Source organism: Saccharomonospora marina XMU15 (genome assembly GCF_000244955.1).
Classification (GTDB): Bacteria; Actinomycetota; Actinomycetes; order Mycobacteriales; family Pseudonocardiaceae; genus Saccharomonospora_A; species Saccharomonospora_A marina.
On record NZ_CM001439.1, the window covers coordinates 2845096 to 2863209 of the forward strand.

Below are 18114 nucleotides of genomic sequence, written 5' to 3' on the forward strand. Positions count from 1 at the left end.
AACACCTTGACGAAAGGGAGACACAGCGATGACCAAGATCGTGGCGGCCGTGGACGGTTCCGCGTCAGCACTCAACGCGGCGGTGTGGGCGGCAGCGGAGGCCGAACACCGCGGCGACACGTTGCGGCTGGTCCACACCTACGCCGTCCCCGAGCGCGGCTATCCGGGTTTCCTCGCGACCTTCCCCGAGGTCCGCGAGGGCATGCGAGAGCAGGGCGGGCAGTGGCTGCGGGAGGCCGAGTCGGCGGTGCGGGAGGCGGCGCCGGGCGTGGAGGTGGAAACCGAACTCCTCGAGGGCGAGACCGTGGCCGCGTTGCTCGCGGAGTCGAGGCAGGCACGCATGATGGTGCTCGGTTCCCGCGGTCTCGGTGGCTTCACCGGCATGCTCGTGGGCTCGGTGGCGGTCGCGCTGGCCGCACACGGGATCTCTCCCGTCGTGGTGGTCCGCGGCAGGCGAGTCGAGGACCCGCCGCCCACCGAGGGGCCGGTGCTGGTCGGCCTTGACGGTTCCGCCGACAGCGACGCCGCGCTCACCTTCGCCTTCGAGGCCGCAGCGGCCAGGGGTGTGCCGCTGGTGGCCGTGCACACCTGGACCGACGTCACCTTCGACGGCGCCGTGCGCACACTGTCCATGTCGGCCGATCCCGCCGAGGTCGACAAGGAGGAGCACGCACTGCTGGAGCAGCAACTGGGCCCGGTGCGCGAGAAGTTCCCCGACGTGGCGGTGGAGCCGGTCGTCGTCAGGGGCAGGCCGGTGCGCACGCTGCTCGAGCGGGGCGAGCAGGCCCAGCTGATCGTGGTCGGCAGCAGGGGCAGGGGCGGTTTCAAGGGAATGCTGCTGGGTTCGACCAGCCAGGCACTGGTCATCCACGCGCCGTGCCCCGTCGCCGTGGTGCGGCCGACCGAACCGGAGACCAGTTGATGCTCGCGAGGCAGATCATGACCAGCCCGGTCGTCACCGTCACGCCGGAGACACCGGTGAAGCGGGCGGCCGGGCTGCTCACCGAGCACGGCTTCACGGCCCTGCCGGTGGTGGACGCGCGGCAGCGGCTGGTGGGCATCGTCACCGAGGCCGACCTGGTACGTGACCGGGTCCCCGGCGACGCCCGGTTTCGCGGGTCCCCGGCACCGCAGCCCCCTTCGACCGTGGGCGCGGTGATGTCCACGCCCGCGGTGTCCATGGACAGCCGTGCGGACCTTTCGAAGCTGGTGGCCGCGCTGCTGGACGAGGGGTTCAGGGCGATGCCGATCGTCGACGGTGAGCGGCTGGTCGGCATCGTCACCCGCCGTGACGTGGTGCGGGCGCTGTCGCGCGACGACACCGCGATAGCCAGGGACGTCCGGCGCAGGCTGATGATCTACGGCGGCCCAGACCGCTGGTCCGTCAAGGTCGACGACGGCGTGGTGACCATCGTGGACGAATACGACGACCCCACCGACAGGCACGTGGCGACGTTGCTGGCGGAGTCGGTTCCCGGGGTCGTGCGGGCCGACACCCGCTACCGCGAAGGCGCCGAGTAGCAGGCGTCGCGACGAAGTGGTGCCCGGCGGGCCTGCGCCCGCCGGGCACCTTCGTGTCGTGCGTCAGCGCGCCAGGCCTGCCGGGATCAGCACCACGGGGCACTGCGCGCGCCGCACGCACTCGGCGGCCACACTGCCGAGCAGCACCTCGGTGAAAGCCCGCTGCCCGTGACTGCCCAGCACGAGCAGATCCGCACTCGCGGAGGCCTTGCTCAGCTCGGTGGCCGGGTCCCCTGTGACGACGGATTCGGTGACGGTTGTGGCGGCGCGGCCGGCCGCGGTGTCGGACATCGTCGCCACCTGGCTGTGCAGGCTTTCGCGCAGCGATTCCTCCGTCCTTGCAGGCCTGCGGCCGTAGGGTTGCAGGGCGAACGTGGTGCCTGGCAGCAGGTCGTCGCGCCTGCGCACGGTGATGGCGTGCACCTGGCCGCCGCAGCGTTCGGTCTCGGCCAGCGCCCACCGCAGCGCCTGCTCCGAGGCGGGGGAGCCGTCGACTCCGACGACGATCGTTCTGTTTGGCGTGCCCGCGGCATCGGACATGGTTGCTTCTCCTCGGTCGGGTCGTGCTCTCGATGCTGGATCACCGCGCAGGCCGCCCCTAGAGCCGGAAGTCACGCGACCGGCCGGGGTGATGGCGCTGCGGGGGACCAAAGACCCTGTCGCGCCGGGACGACCGCCGCTGCCGGTACGGCGAACGAATGCGGAGGATGAGCTCATGAGCCACACGACCGCCTCCTCCGCCACGGACATCGTGGCGGCCGCGCTGCACGCGGGGACCCGCGCACCGTCGCCGCACAACACGCAGCCTTGGGAGTTTCGGGTACACGGCGAGACGATCGAGGTGCTGCTGGACGACACCCGGGTGCTGGGCTACTGCGACCCCGAGGCGCGGGAGGCGACACTGGCCTGCGGCGCGGCCGTGTTCAACATGCGGATGGCGATCGCCGAGCAGGGCAGGGAGTGCGTCGTGGAGCCGCTGCCCGACCGGGCGCGGCCGCTGCTGCTGGCGAGGGTGACGATGGGGGGACAGCGCCGCCCCACCCCGGAGGAACAGCGACTGGCTTCGGCCGTCGAACGCAGGCACACCAACCGCAGGCCGTTTCTGGATCGGGAGATCCCGGTCGCCGCACGGCACGCGCTCACCCGGGCCGCGGCCGCGGAGGGCACCCGGCTGGTGCTGCTCGACCAGGCGCAGCGGTTCGACGAGTTCGTCGCGCTGCTGCGGCACGCCGACCACGTCCAGCAGCAGGACCCCCGGTTCCAGGCCGAGTTGCGGGCATGGACCCACGGTGGGGAACGCGACGACGGCGTGCCGAAAGCCGCGGGAGGACCTCGTGCGGCGGACGGCGGCCTGCTCGCGCTGCGTGACTTCGGTGGCGACGTCGCCACCGAGCGTGAGTTCGAGCGGCGCCCGCTCGTCGCCGTGCTCACCACGCGCGGCGACACCCGGCTGGACATGCTGCGCGCCGGGCAGGCGATGCAGCGGGTGTTGCTCAGCGCCACCTCGGCCGGCCTGAACGCCTCGTTCCTGGCGCAACCCATCGAGGTCGGCTCGGTGCGGGAGCGGTTGCGTGAACTGCTGGGCGGGCACGAGCAGCCGCAGACCGCGTTGCGGCTGGGCTACGGCTACCCCAGCGCGGCGACGCCTCGCCGCCCGGTCGAAGACGTCACCAGGGAGGGGGCGCCGTGAGTACGGAGTCGCTGGCGCCTTCGCCACCCAGGCACAGCTGGTCGGAACAGGAGAAGGGCGTGCTGACCCGCACGGCACTGCACACCCAGGCGTGCGGCCAGGGCAACCCGTGGATCTTGGAGATCCACGGCCCGCGCGCCGAGATCTTCGAACGGTTCCACAGCACATTGCTTCGCCACGACGCCACCGGCCGCGACCGCGTCATCTCCTGCGGTGCCGTGCTCGCGAACCTGCTCGTCGCCGTGCGCGTGCTGGGCTGGTTGCCCGAGGTGGCGCTGCTGGGTGACGCTGCCAGACCGGACCTGGTGGCCACGGTCACGGCGCGTACCCGCAACCGCCCCTCCGCCGCGGACGTGCGGTACTTCCAGGCGGTGTTCGACCGGCGCAGGCATCGGGAGACGATCGACCCCACGGAACTGCCCAGCGACGTGCTCGCCGAGATCGTCCGGGCCGGCGCCTCGACGGACGTGCAGCTCGTTCCGATCACCTCGTTCGTTCCCGCACACCGCAAGCAGCCCCTCGAACCGGGTCTGCTCGTGGTGACGGTGACCGACGGCAGGCGCGACCAGGTGTTGGCCGGTGTCTCGATGCAGGACGCGTGGCTCGCGGCGCGCGCGAGAGGCCTGACCGCGAGCCCGCGGGTGGAGCCGTTCCAGTCAAGAGAGTTCCGGCAGCGGATGCTGCGGCGGTGCGGGCTCGCGGGCAGCCCCCAGTTGCTGCTGCGGCTGGGAGCGTGAGCCAATTGGTTCAAAGGTTGAGTACAGCGTGAACTGGTAATACCGTCGGGGGCAACGGACCTGATCGGAGATGGATGCCAGTGGAGCCGAGGCCGGCCGACGAGCCGGACGAGTCCCGACCGAGAGGCACCTCCCTCACCGGGCTGCGCCTTGACGAACTGTTGCACGAGGTGCAGGAACGGCTCACCGAGATCGTCAAGACACGCGACCGCCTGCAGGGCCTGCTCGACGCCGTGCTCGCGGTGGCGACGGGGCTCGAACTCGACTCGACGTTGCAGCGCATCGTGCAGGCGGCGACCGAACTCGTGGACGCGCAGTACGGTGCGCTCGGCGTGCTCTCCGACGACGGCAACGGGCTGTCGGAGTTCGTCTATGTCGGCATCGACGAGGAGACCAGGTCGCGGATGGGCCACCTGCCGGAAGGCAAGGGCCTGCTCGGGCTGCTGATCGAAGACCCACGCCCGGTGCGGGTCGCAGACCTGTCGCAACACCCGGCCTCGGTGGGCTTCCCGCGCAACCACCCGCCGATGCACAGCTTCCTCGGGGTGCCGGTGCGGGTGCGCGACAAGATCTTCGGCAACCTCTACATGACCGAGAAGCGCGGCGGTGCGGAGTTCACCGTCGACGACGAGGTGGTGCTGCAGGCGCTGGCGGCGGCCGCGGGTGTGGCGGTGGACAACGCGAGGCTGTTCGAGAAGTCACGCATGCGTGAGCGTTGGCTCGGCACCGTCGCCGAGATCAACGGCGAGCTGCTCGGCGGTGCCTCCATCGACACCACGCTGGAACTGATCGCGTTGCGCGTTCGGGAACTCGCGGGCGGCGACGACGCCTTCATCCTGCTGGCCGGTGACGAGGCCACCGACGCGGTGTCGGTGAGCGTGACCTCCGGCGAGCGCAGTTCGGCGCTGGCGGGGCTTTCGGTGGACACCGCGGGGACGTCGCAGCTCGCCGAGGTGATGCGGGAAGGCCAGCCGCGCCTGCTGCCCGATCTGACCTCGGCGCTGCCCGATGAGCCGAGGGTCTCCTCCGCGGGATTCGGACCCGCAGTGGCGGTCCCGCTCTCCAGCTCCTCCGGTGCGGGGGGCGTGCTGGTCACCGCGCGGTCGAAGGGGGCGCAGGCCTTCGCCGAGGACCAGTTGCCCATGCTGCTGTCGCTGGCCGACCAGGCGGCGGTCGCGCTGGAGTTCGCCGACAAGCAACGCAACCAGCGGCTGCTGGACCTGCTCGCCGATCGCGACCGCATCGCGCAGGACCTGCATGACCACGTGATCCAGCGGTTGTTCGCCACGGGCATGAGCCTGCAGGGCACGCTTCGTCGGATTCCCGATCAGCACGCCCGCGGCCGGGTGCAGCAGGCGGTGGAGCAACTGGACCGTACCGTGCGCGAGATCCGCACGTCGATCTTCGACCTGCACACGACCGGTTCGGAGCGGCCCGCCAGCCTGCGGCGCAGGCTGCTCGACGTGGTCGCGGACATCTCCGGCGACTCGGTCGTCTCGCCGTCGATGCGGATCTCGGGCGCGGTGGATACGTTCGTTCCGCCGCAGATCGGTGAACACGCCGAGGCGGTGCTGCGGGAGGCGCTGAGCAACGCGCTACGGCACTCCGGTGCGGAGGAGATCGCGGTGTCGGTGGACGCCACCGCCGACGAGTTGTCGATCGAGGTCACCGACGACGGTGTCGGCATCGGCGAGGACGTCAAGCGCAGCGGTCTGGACAACATGGTGCGCCGCGCGAGGCAGTGCGGTGGCGACGCCGTCATCGACTCCGAGCCGGGCCGAGGCACCACGCTGTCCTGGCGCGTGCCGCTGCGCTGAGGCCGGCTCGGGCGCGTGCCGTGCGCGCCGCCGCGTCATTCCTGCCGCGTCACTCCTGCGGCGGTTTCCTTCCCGACGACCTGCGCAACTCGGTGGCCAGCACGGCCGCCTGCGTCCTTCGCTGCATGCCCAGCTTGCCCAGCAGCCGCGACACGTAGTTCTTCACCGTCTTCTCCGCCAGGAACAGCCGCTCGGCGATCTCGCGGTTGGTCAGGCCCTCGCCGATGAGATCGAAGACGGCGCGCTCCTGTTCGGACAGCCCCGCCACGGGGTCGGCCTCGTCGCGCTCGCGCCGGATGCGGTTCATCAGCGCCGCGGTGGTCCTGCTGTCCAGCAGCGAGCCACCGGAACCCACCGTGCGCACGGCGGAGACGAGGTCGGAACCGAGCACCTGCTTGAGCACGAAGCCGGACGCCCCCGCCATGATCGCGTTGAACAGCGCCTCGTCGTCGGCATAGGAGGTGAGCATGAGGCAGCGCATCCCGGGCAGCCGCGACAGCAGTTCCCGGCACAGTTCCACGCCGTTGCCGTCGGGCAGGCGCACGTCGAGCACGGCGACGTCGGCACCGGAACCGGGGACGCGGGTCAGCGCCTCGCTGACGGAGGCGGCCTCCCCGACGATCTCCATGTCGGTTTCGGCGTCGAGCAGGTCGGCCAGACCGCGCCGAACGATCTCGTGGTCGTCTACCAGGAACACACTGATGGTCACGGCGTACACCATAGTCGCGGGTAGCGGGCTGAGCACGTGACCGAGTCGGGCCGTGGCGCGCCGAGCCAGGGACCTTGGGCCCTAGCGGCCACCCGTTGCGGCATGAATACCTGTGTGAGGGTCAGAAGGCCCTCGCAGCTAGGACTTCGGAATCGCGAAATCGGGGGGGTAGGTCAGGGATCGTTGGAGACATGAGAATGAAGCACGAGTGGTCGGCGGGCGAGACAGATGTCCTGGCCAGGGCTGTGGTGCGCGCGCCGTCGGTGCACAACACGCAGCCGTGGTGGCTCGAGCTGCCCGACGGCGAGGCGCTGGTGTTCGAGCGCAGGGACCTCGAACTGCCCTTTCACGACGCGCTGGGCAGGGACCGCTCCATCTCGTGCGGCGCCGCGATCGCGAACCTCGACCTGGGGATGCGGGTGCTGGCGCAGCGCCCCGACGTCGCGCTGCTTCCCGACCCTGGGCGTCCGGAGCTGGTGGCCAGGCTCACCGTGACGCGGACGGTGCCTCCCACCGACACCGACCTGCACCGCTACTCCGCCATCGCGCGCAGGCGCAGCTACCGGCACGCGTTCGGTGACGCCGAGCTGTCCGACTACGACGTGAAGGACCTCATCGCCGCGTCCTCCTCCGAAGGCGTGCAGGTGAAGGTGTTGCGGGGCGGCGAGGACCTGACCGCGCTCGCCGAGGTGCTGGAGTACGCGGCGCTCACCGTCGCGCGCGACCGCGGCTACCAGCGCGAGCTGACGCTGTGGACCATCCACGACGGTGCCGGCCCCGCACGCTCGACAGGAATCGCCGACGGCACACTGCCGAGCTCGTCGCTGCCGTGGGCAGGGCTGGTGCGGCCCAATACCGCACTGCCGGACCGCGACACGCTGGCGCAGCGGTTGGAACGCGAGACGGTCCTGGTTTTCCTGACCCCCGGCGACACCCGGCTGGACCACCTGCGCACCGGGATCGGCATGCAACACACCTGGCTGGCGGCCGTGGACATGGGGCTGGCCGGCGCGGTGCAGACTCAGCCGCTGCACCTCAGCGAGGCACGGGCGAGCTTCATCGAGAAGCTCGGGCTGGCGGGCTACCCGCAACTGCTCATGCGGGTCGGGCACCCGGCGGTGTCGGGGCTGCCGCAGAGCCCGAGGCAGCGCGCGGCGAACCTGCTCAACCGCCTGGACAGCTGAGCGCGGCGCACCGGGGCGCGCGGCACGGGCCCGTTCCCGATCGATCAGGAATCGAGAAGCGATGCCTTCCGGCGGCTACTAGGGTCACCGCCATGCCGACCATCGAGTTCGTCACGATCGAGGTGGCCGATCCGGCGGCGGCCGAGGGCTTCTACACCGCCGCCTTCGGTGGTGGCAGTTGGCTGCGCCTGCGGGGTTCGCAGACACCCACGACCGGATTCCGCGGTTTCACGCTGTCGCTCGTGGTGTCCCAACCGGCCACCGTCGACAACCTCGTCGAAGGCGCCCTCGACGCGGGTGCCACGGCGCTGAAACCCGCGGCGAAGTCGCTGTGGGGCTACGGCGCAGTCGTGCGAGCCCCGGACGGAACCATCTGGACGGTCGCGTCCTCGACGAAGAAGCACACCGGCCCCGGCACCCGGCAGATCGACGAGATCGTTCTCCAGCTGGGTGTCGCGGACGTCGCCGCGAGCAGGCGCTACTACGCCGACCGCGGTTTCGCCGTGGCCAGGAGCTACGGCCGCAGGTATGTCGAGCTGGACACCTCGCCGAGCCCCGTGAAACTGGCCCTCTACCGCCGGCGTGCCCTCGCCAAGGTCGCCGCCGTCTCCGCCGAAGGCACCGGATCGCACCGGCTCGTGGTCGGCAGCGATGCCGGGCCCTTCACCGACCCGGACGGGTTCGTCTGGGAGGCCGCATCGCACTGAGCCGGGCGAGTGCGGCGATACCATCATCCCGCTGTGCCAGGAGGACGACATGGGAACTGGGCTTGCAGGAAACGGCTTCGCTGACCGGAGCACGGGCAGGTTGCCATGACCGATCGCATGAAGGACGACGGACCGACGCTGCTCTCCGGCGGCAACCCGCGGATCCCCAAGGGGGAGGGCGACGGCCCGGTGCGGGACTACATCGCCGCCATGCCCGGCTGGAAACGAACCGTCGGGCAGACTCTCGACGACCTCGTCGTCCGCACGGTCCCCGAGGTACACAAGGCCGTGAAATGGAACCAACCGCTCTACGGCCGCAAGGGCCAGGGCTGGTTCCTCTCGTTCCGCTGCTACACGCACTACGTGCAGCTGCAGTTCTTCCGAGGGACCTCGCTCGACCCCATGCCGCCGAAGCCGTCCAAGCACGACGAGGTGCGTTACCTCGACATCCGCGAGGACGACGAGCTGGACCGCGACCAACTGCGATCGTGGATCGAGCAGGCGGCCGAGCTGCCGGGGGAGAAGATGTGACGCGGCTGTCCTGCCGCGCTCGCCCCGGAAGGCACCGACCTCGAGCGGCCGCACGGCCTAGAAGCGGCGCTTGGCCTCCGCCGCGGCGGAACCGGCCATCAGCTTCTCCAGCAGCGCGACCAGCGTGTCGCGTTCTGCCGGGCTCAGCGCCGCCGCCCACGACCGCTCGCGTTCGTTGTGGGCCAGATAGTCGTTGGAGATCGTGTCCTCGCCCTCGGGCGTGAGCCGCAGCAGCACCACGCGCCGGTCGCGTTCGGCCTGCCCACGTTCGACGAGTCCGGCCCGTTGCAGCGTGTTGACCAGCGCGGACACGGCGGCGCGGCTCATTCCGGACAGTTCGGCCACCCGCTTGGACTCCAGCGGGCCCACCAGCCACAGCACGAACAGCACCCGAAACCCCGGCCAGCTCAGCCCCCTCGGCCGGTGCACGGCCGACTCGAGGTCGTACACCAGCGCACTGGTCAAGCGGTGCAGGGTCAGCACGAGCCGCATCGCGCCGGGGTCGACGGCGGGCAGCCGCTGCCGAGTGCGCTCCACCGCGAAGTCGACGAACGAGAGGTAGTCGAGTCGGTCGTGCCCGGTCGGCTCGGCGGTCATGGCGCTCAGGCTAGCCGCTTCCCTTTCGGCTTCATCGGGGTTACTCTGCTCACACAATATGATCAAACCTTTTATCAAAGGGAGGTGCTCCCGTGTCCCGGAAGGCATTCGCCTCCTCGGCGGACCTGGCGGAGAAGGAGCAGACACTGGAGGTGCTCGCCGACGGCGTTTACGCGCTCACGGCCGAGGGCGACCCCAACGTCGGCGCCGTCGAGGGTGAGGACTTCCTGGTGTGCTTCGAGGCGATGGCCACGCCGGTCGCCGCCGGCGAATGGCTGGCGAAGCTTCGCGAACACACCGACAAGCCGGTGCGCTACCTGGTGCTCTCGCACTACCACGCGGTGCGGGTGCTGGGCGCGTCGGCGTTCGACGCGCAGGCGATCGTGGCGCACGAGAACACCCGCGCGCTGGTGGCCGAACGCGGCATGCAGGACTGGGAAAGTGAGTTCGCCCGCATGCCGAGGCTGGCCAAGCAGGCCGACTCCGTTCCTGGGCTGACCTGGCCGGACGTCACCTTCTCCGAGCGGATGACCATCGACCTCGGCGGCGACCGGGGTGAGTTGCAGCTGCGGTACTGCGGTCGCGGCCACACCGAGGGTGACCTGATCGGCTGGCTGCCCAAGCACCGCATCCTGTTCGCCGGTGACCTGGTGGAGGCGCAGGCCGCGCTCTACACCGGCGACGCCTTCCACCGCGACTGGGTGTCGGGCACGCTCGACCGGATCAAGGAACTGCGTGCCGAGGCCCTCGTCGGCGGGCGGGGCGCGGTCAGCAGGGGCAGGGACGCCGTCGACGCGGCGATCGAGCAGACCCGCCACTTCCTCCGGGTGCTGATCGACGAGGTGGGCGCGGTCCACCAGCGCGGCGGGACGCTGAAGGAGGCCTTCGAACGTGCCCACGCCGCGCTGTACGACGAGTACGGCCACTGGCCGATCTTCGAGCACACCTTGCCGTTCGACGTGTCGAGGCTGTGGGACGAACTCGGCGGGGTCGAGCGGCCGGTGATCTGGACGGCCGAACGCGACCGCGAGGTCTGGGACCAACTGCAGGACTGACGATGACCACGACCACCACCGATCCCGTCGCCGTGATCGGAAACGGTCCGGTCGGCCAGACCACCGCACTGCTGCTGGCCCGCTGGGGCGTACCCGTCGTGCTGCTCGATCGCCGACCGGGCCGCGACGCGGTCGGGTCCAAGGCGATCTGCCAGCAGCGCGACGTGCTCGACGTCTGGGAGACGGTCGGCGCGGGCCGTCGCGTGGCGCGCGAGGGCGTGACGTGGACGACCGCGCGCACCTTCTACCGCGACGACGAACTGTTCGCCTACGACCTGCCCGACCACGGCCGGTCCTGCTTCCCCCCGTTCGTCAACATCTCGCAGGCCCGCACCGAGGAGATCCTCGACGAGCACATCGCCGCCGAACCGCTCATCGACGTCAGGTGGGACCACGACGTCACCGACATCAGCCAGGACGAAACCGGAGTGCGGTTGCGGTGCCGAGGGTCGGGCGACGACACGATCGCCGCCTCCTACGCGGTGGCATGCGCGGGAGCGCGCGGCGACGACGTCCGCCGGCTGCTCGGCGTGTCCTTCGAGGGCCACTCCTTCGACGACAGGTTCCTCATCTGCGACATCCGCACCCGGCTGCCTGGCTGGAGCAGCGAGCGCCGGTTCTACTTCGACCCCTCCTGGAACCCCGGCAGGCAGGTGCTCATCCATCCCTGCCCCGACTCCACCTTCCGCATCGACTGGCAGGTGCCCGCGGACTACGACCTCGAGGCAGAGGAGGCCGACGGCAGCCTCGACCGGCGGATCAGGCAGATCATCGGTGAGGCCGACTACGAGATCGTGTGGAAGTCGGTGTACCGGTTCCACGCGCGCGTGGCGAACCGGTTGCGGGTGGGCCGGGTGCTGCTGGCCGGTGACTGCGCGCACCTCGTGGCGCCGTTCGGCGCGCGCGGGCTGAACTCCGGCGTTGCCGATGCCGAGAACGCCGCCTGGAAGCTCGCCTTCGTGTCGCGGGGCTGGGCAGGCGAGTCGCTGCTGGAGAGCTACCACACCGAGCGGCACGCGGCCGCGCTGGAGAATCTCGAGGTCACCAGCGCCACCATGCGCTTTCTCGTGCCCAGAACCGAGGCCGAACTCGCTCGCAGGGTCGGCGTGCTGCGACGCGCCCGCACCGACACGTCGGCGCACGCCGAGGTGGACTCGGGACGACTGAGCGAACCGTTCTGGTACGTCGACTCGCCGCTCACCACAGCCGACCCCACCCGGCCGTTCGCGGGAAGGCCGCCGCGCGGCAGGCTGCCCGCACCGGCACCGGGCGTGCTCGTGCCCGACGGTCCGGTGCGGGTGAACGGGCGGCAGCGCAGGCTCCGCGAGCTCGCTCGCGAGGGGTTCCTGCTGCTGCTGGCACCCGATGCAGACAGCGCGGCGGTGGCCTCGGCCGTGAGCGGGCTGAGCCTGCCCGTGCGCGTGCACCCGTTCGCCCAACTCGACGACACCGGCGCACTCGCCGAGGCGTTCGGGGCGAGGCCGGGGGAGGTGTGGCTGATCCGGCCGGACGCGCACGTCGCCGCGGTCATCAACACGGCCGTGAGCAACACGGCCGTGATTGACACGGCCGTGATTGATACAGCGGTCGGCAGCATCCCCGGCAGCCCGGCCGCCGCCGAGGCGATCGCGACCGCGTTGCGCACCGCGCTCAGCGGGGAAGGCGGCGCCAGATCGGGCGCGGCAGCGCCCGCATGAGCGCGAACACCGGACGCAGCAGCGCGGGCACCCACACCGTGTGCCTTCCCTTGCGCAGTGCCGCCACCGTGGCGTCGGCGACCTGCGCGGGGGTGGACGACAGCGGAGCCGCGGTCATGCCTGCGGTCATCCGCCCGATGACGAAACCGGGCCGCACGAGCAGCAGCCGCACGCCGCTGCCGTGCAGCGCGTCCGCGAGTCCGCTGGCGAAGCCGTCCAGGCCCGCCTTCGCCGAGCCGTACACGTAGTTCGCCCTGCGCACGCGCACTCCCGCGACCGAGGAGAACACCACCAGCGTGCCGTGGCCCTGTGCGCGCAGCAGGTTCGCCAGGTGGGTCAGCACGCTGACGTGCGCGGTGTAGTCGGTGTGCACGATCGCCACCGCGTGCGCGGCGTCGGCCTCGGCACGCCGCTGGTCTCCCAGCACACCGAACGCCGTGACCACGACATCCACAGGACCGTACTCGGTCATGATCGCGCTGAGCACGCTCTCGTGCTGGTCGAGGTCGTCGGCGTCGAACTCCACCCGGTGCACCTCGCTCGCACCCGCCTCGCGCAGCGTGGCCTCCTCGGCGTCGAGGTCAGCACTGCGCCTGGCGGCCAGCACGAACCGGGCAGCCCCCTGCCGGGCCAGCCGGGTGGCGACGGCCGTGCCGATCTCGCTGCGTCCTCCCAGGACCACCACCGTCTCGTTCACGGGCAGCAGTGTGCCGTATCCGCCGCGCTCACGCGGGGTCGGGGATCTCGCAGACCACGCTCGCCTTGCCTTCGCCGTCGGGCCGGTCGGCGACGCGCTGGGCCACCACCTTGCCGTCCACCTCGATCGCGCACCGCACCGGGCCCTGCTCGGGGTGTTCGGTGCCCGCCCACACCGAGATGTCGCGGTAGCCACTGCCCTCGGACTCGGTGAAGCTGAAGTCGAACGGCTCCCCTCGCAGGTCCACCCGCGTGTAGTAGCCGCCACGGGCCACCCGTAGCACCGTGTCGTACGGGCCGGACACCGTCACCCGAACCCGGTGCCGCTCCCCCTCGGCGGGAGGCGGCGGCGCGGAGGTACCCGGCGCGGAAGCGCTCGGTGGCGGGGCAGACGGCGCGGCGGGTGGCGAATCGGTGCCGCACGCCTGGGCGACCGCCGCCAGCGCCAGCGCTGCCAGTGTGGTGCCCACCACCGCGCGTCGCACGCGTTCGCCTCCCTGTCCTGCCGTGGCGGGCCGGCCTGCCCACTCCGCTCACCTGGCATACCCGTGGGGCTACGGTCTCCACACCAGCGTCACGATCTCGTCACCCGAGGAGCCGAGATCGCGGGTGCCGTCGGCACCGCCGTCGCGCAACGCCTTCGCCACCTCGGGCGCCCTTTCGCGCGGCAGGCACAGCCTGCGGCGGGTGACGTCGACGAGCGTGTCGAAGTCGGGATGCTCACCGGAAGCGGAATGCTGCCGCCGCCAGGCCGCCACACGCGGTTCGATACCGAGTTCGCGCAGCACGGCGACGGCGTCGTCGGCCGTCGGTCCCTGCGGCCGGACGATGCCGTGGAAGTGCAGCCACAGGTCGTTGAGGGAGGTCAGCGGATGTCGCCGTGCCGTCTCTACCACGACGAGCCTGCGGGCGGCTGCGGTCAGCGCACGGAGGAACGGCGCGATGTCGGCGGCGTTGTAGATCACGTGGTGGCACACCACCACGTCGGCCACTCCCGCCCGGTCCGCCACGTCCGGCCACCTGCCCTCGATCACGCGGGCGGGCACGCCGAGTGTCTTCGCTCGCCGCTCGAACTCGCCGAGCAGCCCGGCGTCGGTGTCCACGGCCGTGATCGAGGTGCTTCGCGCGGCCAGCGGAAGACTGGCGGCCCCCGCCGCGGCGCCCACGTCCAGCACGGTGCCGGGGGGATCGAGCGCCTCCCACGCCGCGGGAAACGACTCACCCTCCGGTTTCGCCGTGAGGACGTCCGCTCGGCGGGTGAACACGTGTCTGGGCAGCACCCACGGCGAATCCTCGGCCGCCGCCAGGATCGGCTCCGGGACAGCCCACGCCTGCAGATCGGCGCGCCAACGTTCGGTCGCGCTCATCGACTCCCTTTCGGTCGCGGCCGCTGCCGTACCCTGCCGCACTCTGCCGAACTCTACAGCCGCGCCTGTGCGGACCCGCGGTTACGATCGCCTGCATGTCCGATCGCCTGTACTTCCGGCAACTGCTTTCCGGCCGTGACTTCGCCGTCGGCGACCCGGTGGCCACCCAGATGCGCAACTTCGCCTATCTGATCGGCGACCGGGAGACCGGGGAGGCGGTTCTGGTCGACCCCGCCTACGCCGTGGACGACCTGCTCGGCGTGCTCGCGGCCGACGACATGCGGCTGGTGGGGGTGCTCGCCACCCACCACCATCCCGACCACGTCGGCGGCGAGATGATGGGCTTCTCGCTGCCGGGCCTGGCCGAACTCCTCTCGCGGGTCCAGGTGCCCGTGCACGTCAACCGCGACGAAACGGAATGGGTGCGGCGCGTCACCGGGGTGTCGGGGACCGACCTCGTCGGCCACGACCACGACGACCTGCTCGAGGTTGGCGCCATCGGCATCCGGCTGCTGCACACGCCCGGCCACACGCCGGGAAGCCAGTGCTTCCTGCTCGACGGCAGGCTCGTGGCGGGCGACACGCTGTTCCTCGACGGTTGTGGCCGCACCGACTTTCCCGGCGGCGACGCCGACGCGATGTACCGAAGCCTGCGCTGGCTCGCCGACCTCGAGGGCGACCCGGTGGTGTACCCGGGGCACATGTACTCGGCACAGCCGTCGGCGGCGCTGTCGCGGGTGCGGCGTGACAACGTCGTGTTCCGGCCACGGTCGCTGGAGCAGTGGCGCGCCATGTTCGGCTGAGCTGCGGCCCGGTCGCCTCTCAGCGCATCCCGAGCAGCCGGTCGATGGTGATCTCGAGGACGACCCGGTGCGGGTTGGCCCGGGGCGGGCGGTAGCGCTCGGCGTAGCGTCGCTCGGCGTCGCGCACCGCGTCGGGATCGTCGGTGACCACGGCACGACCCTCCAGCGTCGACCAGCGTCGCCGATCCACCTGCGTGACGGCGACGCGGCCACCCTCCGTGCCCGCGGCGCGGACGTTGCGGGCCTTCACGCTTCCCGCGGAGCAGATGACCCGCGCGATCTCGAAGGCGTCGTCCACCGTGACCCCCACCGGCACCACGTGCGGGGAGCCGTCGGGCCGCAGGGTGGCCAGTGTGGCAAGGTGCCGCTCCCGCCAGAACGCGCGTAACTCCTCGCTCGGTGACATGGGCACACCCTAGGCATCCGGGAGCCACCGCGAGCAGGACGGCCGCGCTCGCGAGTGCGGCTCAGCCGGAGATGAACGCCTCGGGGTCGGCGACGATGGTGCGCACCACCGAGGCGGCGGCGCCGCGAACGGCGGCCTCGGTGCCCAGCGACGACGGCAACACCTCGATTCGCGACCACGGCGCGCTCACCACCCGGGTCCGCAGTTCGGCCAGCAGTGGGTCGGCGAGCCAGCGATGCAGGCGGGCGTAGCCGCCGCCGAGCACGACAGCGGGAACGTCGAGCAGGTTGACCACGGCCGACAGCGCAACGCCCAGTGAGGCCGCCGCGCGTTCGACCGCCTCCTGTGCCATGCGGTCGCCGTCCCGCAACCGCTGGATCAGCTCTTCGAGACCGGTCGCGTTCGCGGCCGCCAGAATCGCCTCCTGCCCCGCCAGCCGTTCCAGGCAGCCACGCGCGCCGCAGCGGCAGCGCGGGCCGCGCGGGTCGACCGGAAAGTGTCCGAGTTCGCCGCCGAAGCCGCGAAAGCCCTCGTGGAGTTCGCCGTCGAGGACGATGCCCGCGCCGATGCCGATCTCGGCGGAGACGTGGACGAAATCGCGGGGGCCTTCCTCGCCCATGGCCCACAGTTCGGCGAGCGCGGCGAGGTTGGCCTCGTTGCCGACGATCACGTCGCGGCCTACCGGACCGGCGCGGCGACGCAACCGCGCGGGCAGGTCGATCCCGTGCCAGTCCAGGTTCGGCGCCACCCGCAGCACGCCGGTTGCGGACTCGACGAGGCCGGGGACGGCCACGCCGATCCCGCCCACGGCCACGCCCCGCCTCGTGGCGGCACGCCGCGCGGCTGCGATCGCCCGGGTCACCTTGTCCAGTACCAGCTCCACCGGTCGATCGCGGTTGTCGCCGTGCCTGGTCCGCAGGTCGTGTACGGCGCCGGTGAGATCGACAAGGCAGGTGGCCACGTAGTCGACGGCGATCTCGACGCCGAGGCCGTGCGGGCCGTGCGGGGACAGCGACAGCGACGTCCCGCGCCGCCCTGGGCCCGCCCGCCGTTGCGGGCCCTCGTCGTGCAGCAGTGTGGCCGCGAGCAGCCGGTCGACCAGGCTCGACACGGTGGCCTTCGTCAGCCCGGTGCGTGCGGCGATCCCGGCGCGGGAGATTCCCGGCGACTGGGCGACGGCGCCGAGCACCAGTGCGCAGTTGTGCCTTCGCACCGTGTGTTGCCCGGCGGGCCCGGTCCCGGTCATCCGACGATCTTAATAGTTCATCCAGTGAACGAATCCTTGACCCGGTTTCCTGCGCCCGGATAAGTTCAGTCGCCGAACTATTCGCCCACCGTCGTGATCGTGGAGGACACCGTGGCCCTACAGCCCGTCGCCGAGGACAAGTTCAGCTTCGGCCTGTGGACGGTCGGCTGGCGCGCGATCGACCCGTTCGGCGAGGCCACGCGCCCGCCGCTGGACGCGGTCGAAGCCGTGAACCGGCTCGCCGAACTGGGAGCGTGGGGCGTGACCTTCCACGACGACGACCTGATCCCGTTCGGCAGCGAGGATTCCGAACGGCAGCGGCGCATCCAGCGGTTCCGCGCGGCGTTGGAGGCCACCGGTCTCGTGGTGCCCATGGCTACCACGAACCTGTTCGCACACCCGGTTTTCAAGGACGGGGCACTCACCAGCAACGACCGCGAGGTCCGCAGGTTCGCGCTGCGCAAGGTGATGCGCAACATGGACCTGGCCGCCGAACTGGGCGCCACCACCTACGTGTTGTGGGGCGGGCGCGAGGGATCGGAGACCGACGCCGCCAAGGACGTGCGCGCGGCACTGGACCGCTACCGGGAGGGCATCGACACCCTCGCGGGGTATGTGCTCGAGCAGGGCTACCAGCTGCGGCTGGCGCTGGAACCGAAGCCGAACGAGCCGCGCGGTGACATCTTCCTGCCTACCGTCGGGCACGCGCTGGCGTTCATCTCCACGCTGGAGCACCAGGAACTGGTCGGCCTCAACCCCGAGGTCGGACACGAGCAGATGGCCGGGCTGAACTTCGTGCACGGCATCGGGCAGGCGTTGTGGCAGGGCAAGCTGTTCCACATCGATCTCAACGGTCAGCGCGGCCCCCGCTACGACCAGGACCTGATCTTCGGCCACGGCGACGTGCTTTCGGCGTTCTTCCTCGTCGATCTGCTCGAGCACGGCGGGTACGAGGGACCGAGGCACTTCGACTTCAAACCCCCTCGCACCGAGGACATCGACGGTGTGTGGGCCAGCGCCGCCGCCAACATGCGTTCCTATCTGTTGCTGCGGGAGCGGGCGAGGGCGTTTCGGGCCGACCCGAGGGTGCGGGAGGCGCTGGAGGCCTCGCGGGTGCCGCAGCTTTCGGTGCCCACGCTGGCCGAAGGGGAGACCCTTGCCGACCTGCGCGCCGACCGGTCGGCCTTCGAGGACTTCGATCCCGACGCCGCCGCACGCCGAGGCTACGGTTACGCCACCCTGTCGCAGCTGGCCTTCGAACACCTCCTCGGCGAGGCCTGACCCCGCGAGTCCTGCGTTCCCGTCCGCGAGTCCTGCGTTCCCGTCCGGAATGTGCCGGTCGGCTGTACCA

The 18114-nt window shown here is 71.1% G+C and carries 20 protein-coding genes; 12 read left to right on the plus strand and 8 right to left on the minus strand.

Annotation, left to right across the window (positions count from 1 at the left end; genetic code table 11):
• Window positions 1-28: 28 nt before the first annotated feature.
• Together SACMADRAFT_RS13415 and SACMADRAFT_RS13420 are read left to right on the plus strand one after the other, a co-directional pair.
• Complete coding sequence (locus tag SACMADRAFT_RS13415) at window positions 29-922, plus strand: universal stress protein (RefSeq protein ID WP_009154364.1); 894 nt, start codon at window positions 29-31, stop codon at window positions 920-922.
• Window positions 922-1521 carry a CBS domain-containing protein gene (locus SACMADRAFT_RS13420; RefSeq protein WP_009154365.1) on the plus strand — a complete coding sequence of 200 codons (600 nt, stop codon included), beginning with the start codon at window positions 922-924 and terminating at the stop codon, window positions 1519-1521. Before SACMADRAFT_RS13415 ends, SACMADRAFT_RS13420 begins: the two co-directional genes overlap by 1 nt.
• Before the next feature lie 63 nt (window positions 1522-1584).
• On the opposite strand, the gene SACMADRAFT_RS13425 is transcribed toward SACMADRAFT_RS13420, so the two are convergent.
• Window positions 1585-2061 carry a universal stress protein gene (locus SACMADRAFT_RS13425; protein WP_009154366.1) on the minus strand — a complete coding sequence of 159 codons (477 nt, stop codon included), beginning with the start codon at window positions 2059-2061 and terminating at the stop codon, window positions 1585-1587.
• Between the two features lie 175 nt (window positions 2062-2236).
• Between SACMADRAFT_RS13425 and SACMADRAFT_RS13430 the strand changes: the two genes are divergently transcribed.
• The 3 genes from SACMADRAFT_RS13430 (at window position 2237) to SACMADRAFT_RS13440 (ending at window position 5765) form a co-directional block, all read left to right on the plus strand.
• Entirely contained in the window at window positions 2237-3211 is a 975-nt protein-coding gene (locus SACMADRAFT_RS13430) for an Acg family FMN-binding oxidoreductase (RefSeq protein WP_009154367.1), read from the plus strand.
• The gene (locus SACMADRAFT_RS13435; protein ID WP_009154368.1) at window positions 3208-3948 is read left to right on the plus strand and encodes a hypothetical protein; all 741 of its coding nucleotides are present in this window, start codon (window positions 3208-3210) and stop codon (window positions 3946-3948) included. Before SACMADRAFT_RS13430 ends, SACMADRAFT_RS13435 begins: the two co-directional genes overlap by 4 nt.
• Window positions 3949-4022: 74 nt before the next feature.
• Window positions 4023-5765 (plus strand): sensor histidine kinase, encoded by a 1743-nt coding sequence (locus tag SACMADRAFT_RS13440; RefSeq protein WP_009154369.1) that lies wholly within the window; start codon window positions 4023-4025, stop codon window positions 5763-5765.
• A 49-nt stretch (window positions 5766-5814) separates the two neighbouring features.
• Here the strand turns inward: SACMADRAFT_RS13440 and SACMADRAFT_RS13445 are convergent, their stop codons facing one another.
• Window positions 5815-6474: a response regulator transcription factor gene (locus SACMADRAFT_RS13445; RefSeq protein ID WP_232285588.1), complete on the minus strand. Its 660-nt coding sequence runs from the start codon at window positions 6472-6474 to the stop codon at window positions 5815-5817.
• Between the two features lie 197 nt (window positions 6475-6671).
• On the opposite strand from SACMADRAFT_RS13445, the gene SACMADRAFT_RS13450 reads away from it, so the two are divergent.
• From SACMADRAFT_RS13450 to SACMADRAFT_RS13460, 3 genes are all read left to right on the plus strand, one after another.
• Entirely contained in the window at window positions 6672-7658 is a 987-nt protein-coding gene (locus SACMADRAFT_RS13450; protein ID WP_009154371.1) for an Acg family FMN-binding oxidoreductase, read from the plus strand.
• 92 nt (window positions 7659-7750) lie between these two features.
• A complete protein-coding gene (locus SACMADRAFT_RS13455) occupies window positions 7751-8365 on the plus strand; it encodes a VOC family protein (RefSeq protein ID WP_009154372.1) in 615 nt (204 codons plus the stop codon).
• Between the two features lie 105 nt (window positions 8366-8470).
• Window positions 8471-8896: a DUF1801 domain-containing protein gene (locus SACMADRAFT_RS13460; protein WP_009154373.1), complete on the plus strand. Its 426-nt coding sequence runs from the start codon at window positions 8471-8473 to the stop codon at window positions 8894-8896.
• 57 nt (window positions 8897-8953) lie between these two features.
• Here SACMADRAFT_RS13460 and SACMADRAFT_RS13465 read toward each other — a convergent pair whose 3' ends face one another.
• Complete coding sequence (locus tag SACMADRAFT_RS13465) at window positions 8954-9493, minus strand: MarR family winged helix-turn-helix transcriptional regulator (protein WP_040925685.1); 540 nt, start codon at window positions 9491-9493, stop codon at window positions 8954-8956.
• Between the two features lie 92 nt (window positions 9494-9585).
• Here SACMADRAFT_RS13465 and SACMADRAFT_RS13470 point away from each other — a divergent pair, with 92 nt between their 5' ends.
• Together SACMADRAFT_RS13470 and SACMADRAFT_RS13475 are read left to right on the plus strand one after the other, a co-directional pair.
• Window positions 9586-10548 carry an MBL fold metallo-hydrolase gene (locus tag SACMADRAFT_RS13470; protein ID WP_009154375.1) on the plus strand — a complete coding sequence of 321 codons (963 nt, stop codon included), beginning with the start codon at window positions 9586-9588 and terminating at the stop codon, window positions 10546-10548.
• A gap of 2 nt (window positions 10549-10550) precedes the next feature.
• Complete coding sequence (locus SACMADRAFT_RS13475; RefSeq protein ID WP_009154376.1) at window positions 10551-12245, plus strand: FAD-dependent monooxygenase; 1695 nt, start codon at window positions 10551-10553, stop codon at window positions 12243-12245.
• Here the strand turns inward: SACMADRAFT_RS13475 and SACMADRAFT_RS13480 are convergent.
• The 3 genes from SACMADRAFT_RS13480 to SACMADRAFT_RS13490 form a co-directional block, all read right to left on the minus strand.
• On the minus strand, window positions 12199-12942 hold the full coding sequence (locus tag SACMADRAFT_RS13480) for a decaprenylphospho-beta-D-erythro-pentofuranosid-2-ulose 2-reductase (RefSeq protein WP_040925686.1): 744 nt from the start codon (window positions 12940-12942) through the stop codon (window positions 12199-12201). The genes SACMADRAFT_RS13475 and SACMADRAFT_RS13480 overlap by 47 nt on opposite strands.
• Window positions 12943-12970: 28 nt before the next feature.
• Window positions 12971-13426 carry a hypothetical protein gene (locus tag SACMADRAFT_RS13485; protein ID WP_009154378.1) on the minus strand — a complete coding sequence of 152 codons (456 nt, stop codon included), beginning with the start codon at window positions 13424-13426 and terminating at the stop codon, window positions 12971-12973.
• 69 nt (window positions 13427-13495) lie between these two features.
• Window positions 13496-14308 (minus strand): class I SAM-dependent methyltransferase, encoded by an 813-nt coding sequence (locus tag SACMADRAFT_RS13490; protein ID WP_009154379.1) that lies wholly within the window; start codon window positions 14306-14308, stop codon window positions 13496-13498.
• Between the two features lie 95 nt (window positions 14309-14403).
• Here SACMADRAFT_RS13490 and SACMADRAFT_RS13495 point away from each other — a divergent pair, with 95 nt between their 5' ends.
• Entirely contained in the window at window positions 14404-15111 is a 708-nt protein-coding gene (locus tag SACMADRAFT_RS13495; protein WP_009154380.1) for an MBL fold metallo-hydrolase, read from the plus strand.
• Window positions 15112-15130: 19 nt separating this feature from the next.
• Here the strand turns inward: SACMADRAFT_RS13495 and SACMADRAFT_RS13500 are convergent, their stop codons facing one another.
• Both SACMADRAFT_RS13500 and SACMADRAFT_RS13505 read right to left on the minus strand, forming a co-directional pair.
• A complete protein-coding gene (locus SACMADRAFT_RS13500) occupies window positions 15131-15517 on the minus strand; it encodes a PPOX class F420-dependent oxidoreductase (protein WP_009154381.1) in 387 nt (128 codons plus the stop codon).
• A 61-nt stretch (window positions 15518-15578) separates the two neighbouring features.
• On the minus strand, window positions 15579-16763 hold the full coding sequence (locus tag SACMADRAFT_RS13505; protein WP_009154382.1) for an ROK family transcriptional regulator: 1185 nt from the start codon (window positions 16761-16763) through the stop codon (window positions 15579-15581).
• A gap of 111 nt (window positions 16764-16874) precedes the next feature.
• Here SACMADRAFT_RS13505 and xylA point away from each other — a divergent pair, with 111 nt between their 5' ends.
• Window positions 16875-18044, plus strand: a complete 1170-nt coding sequence (gene xylA, locus SACMADRAFT_RS13510; protein ID WP_009154383.1) for a xylose isomerase — start codon at window positions 16875-16877, stop codon at window positions 18042-18044.
• The last annotated feature ends 70 nt before the right edge of the window (window positions 18045-18114 follow it).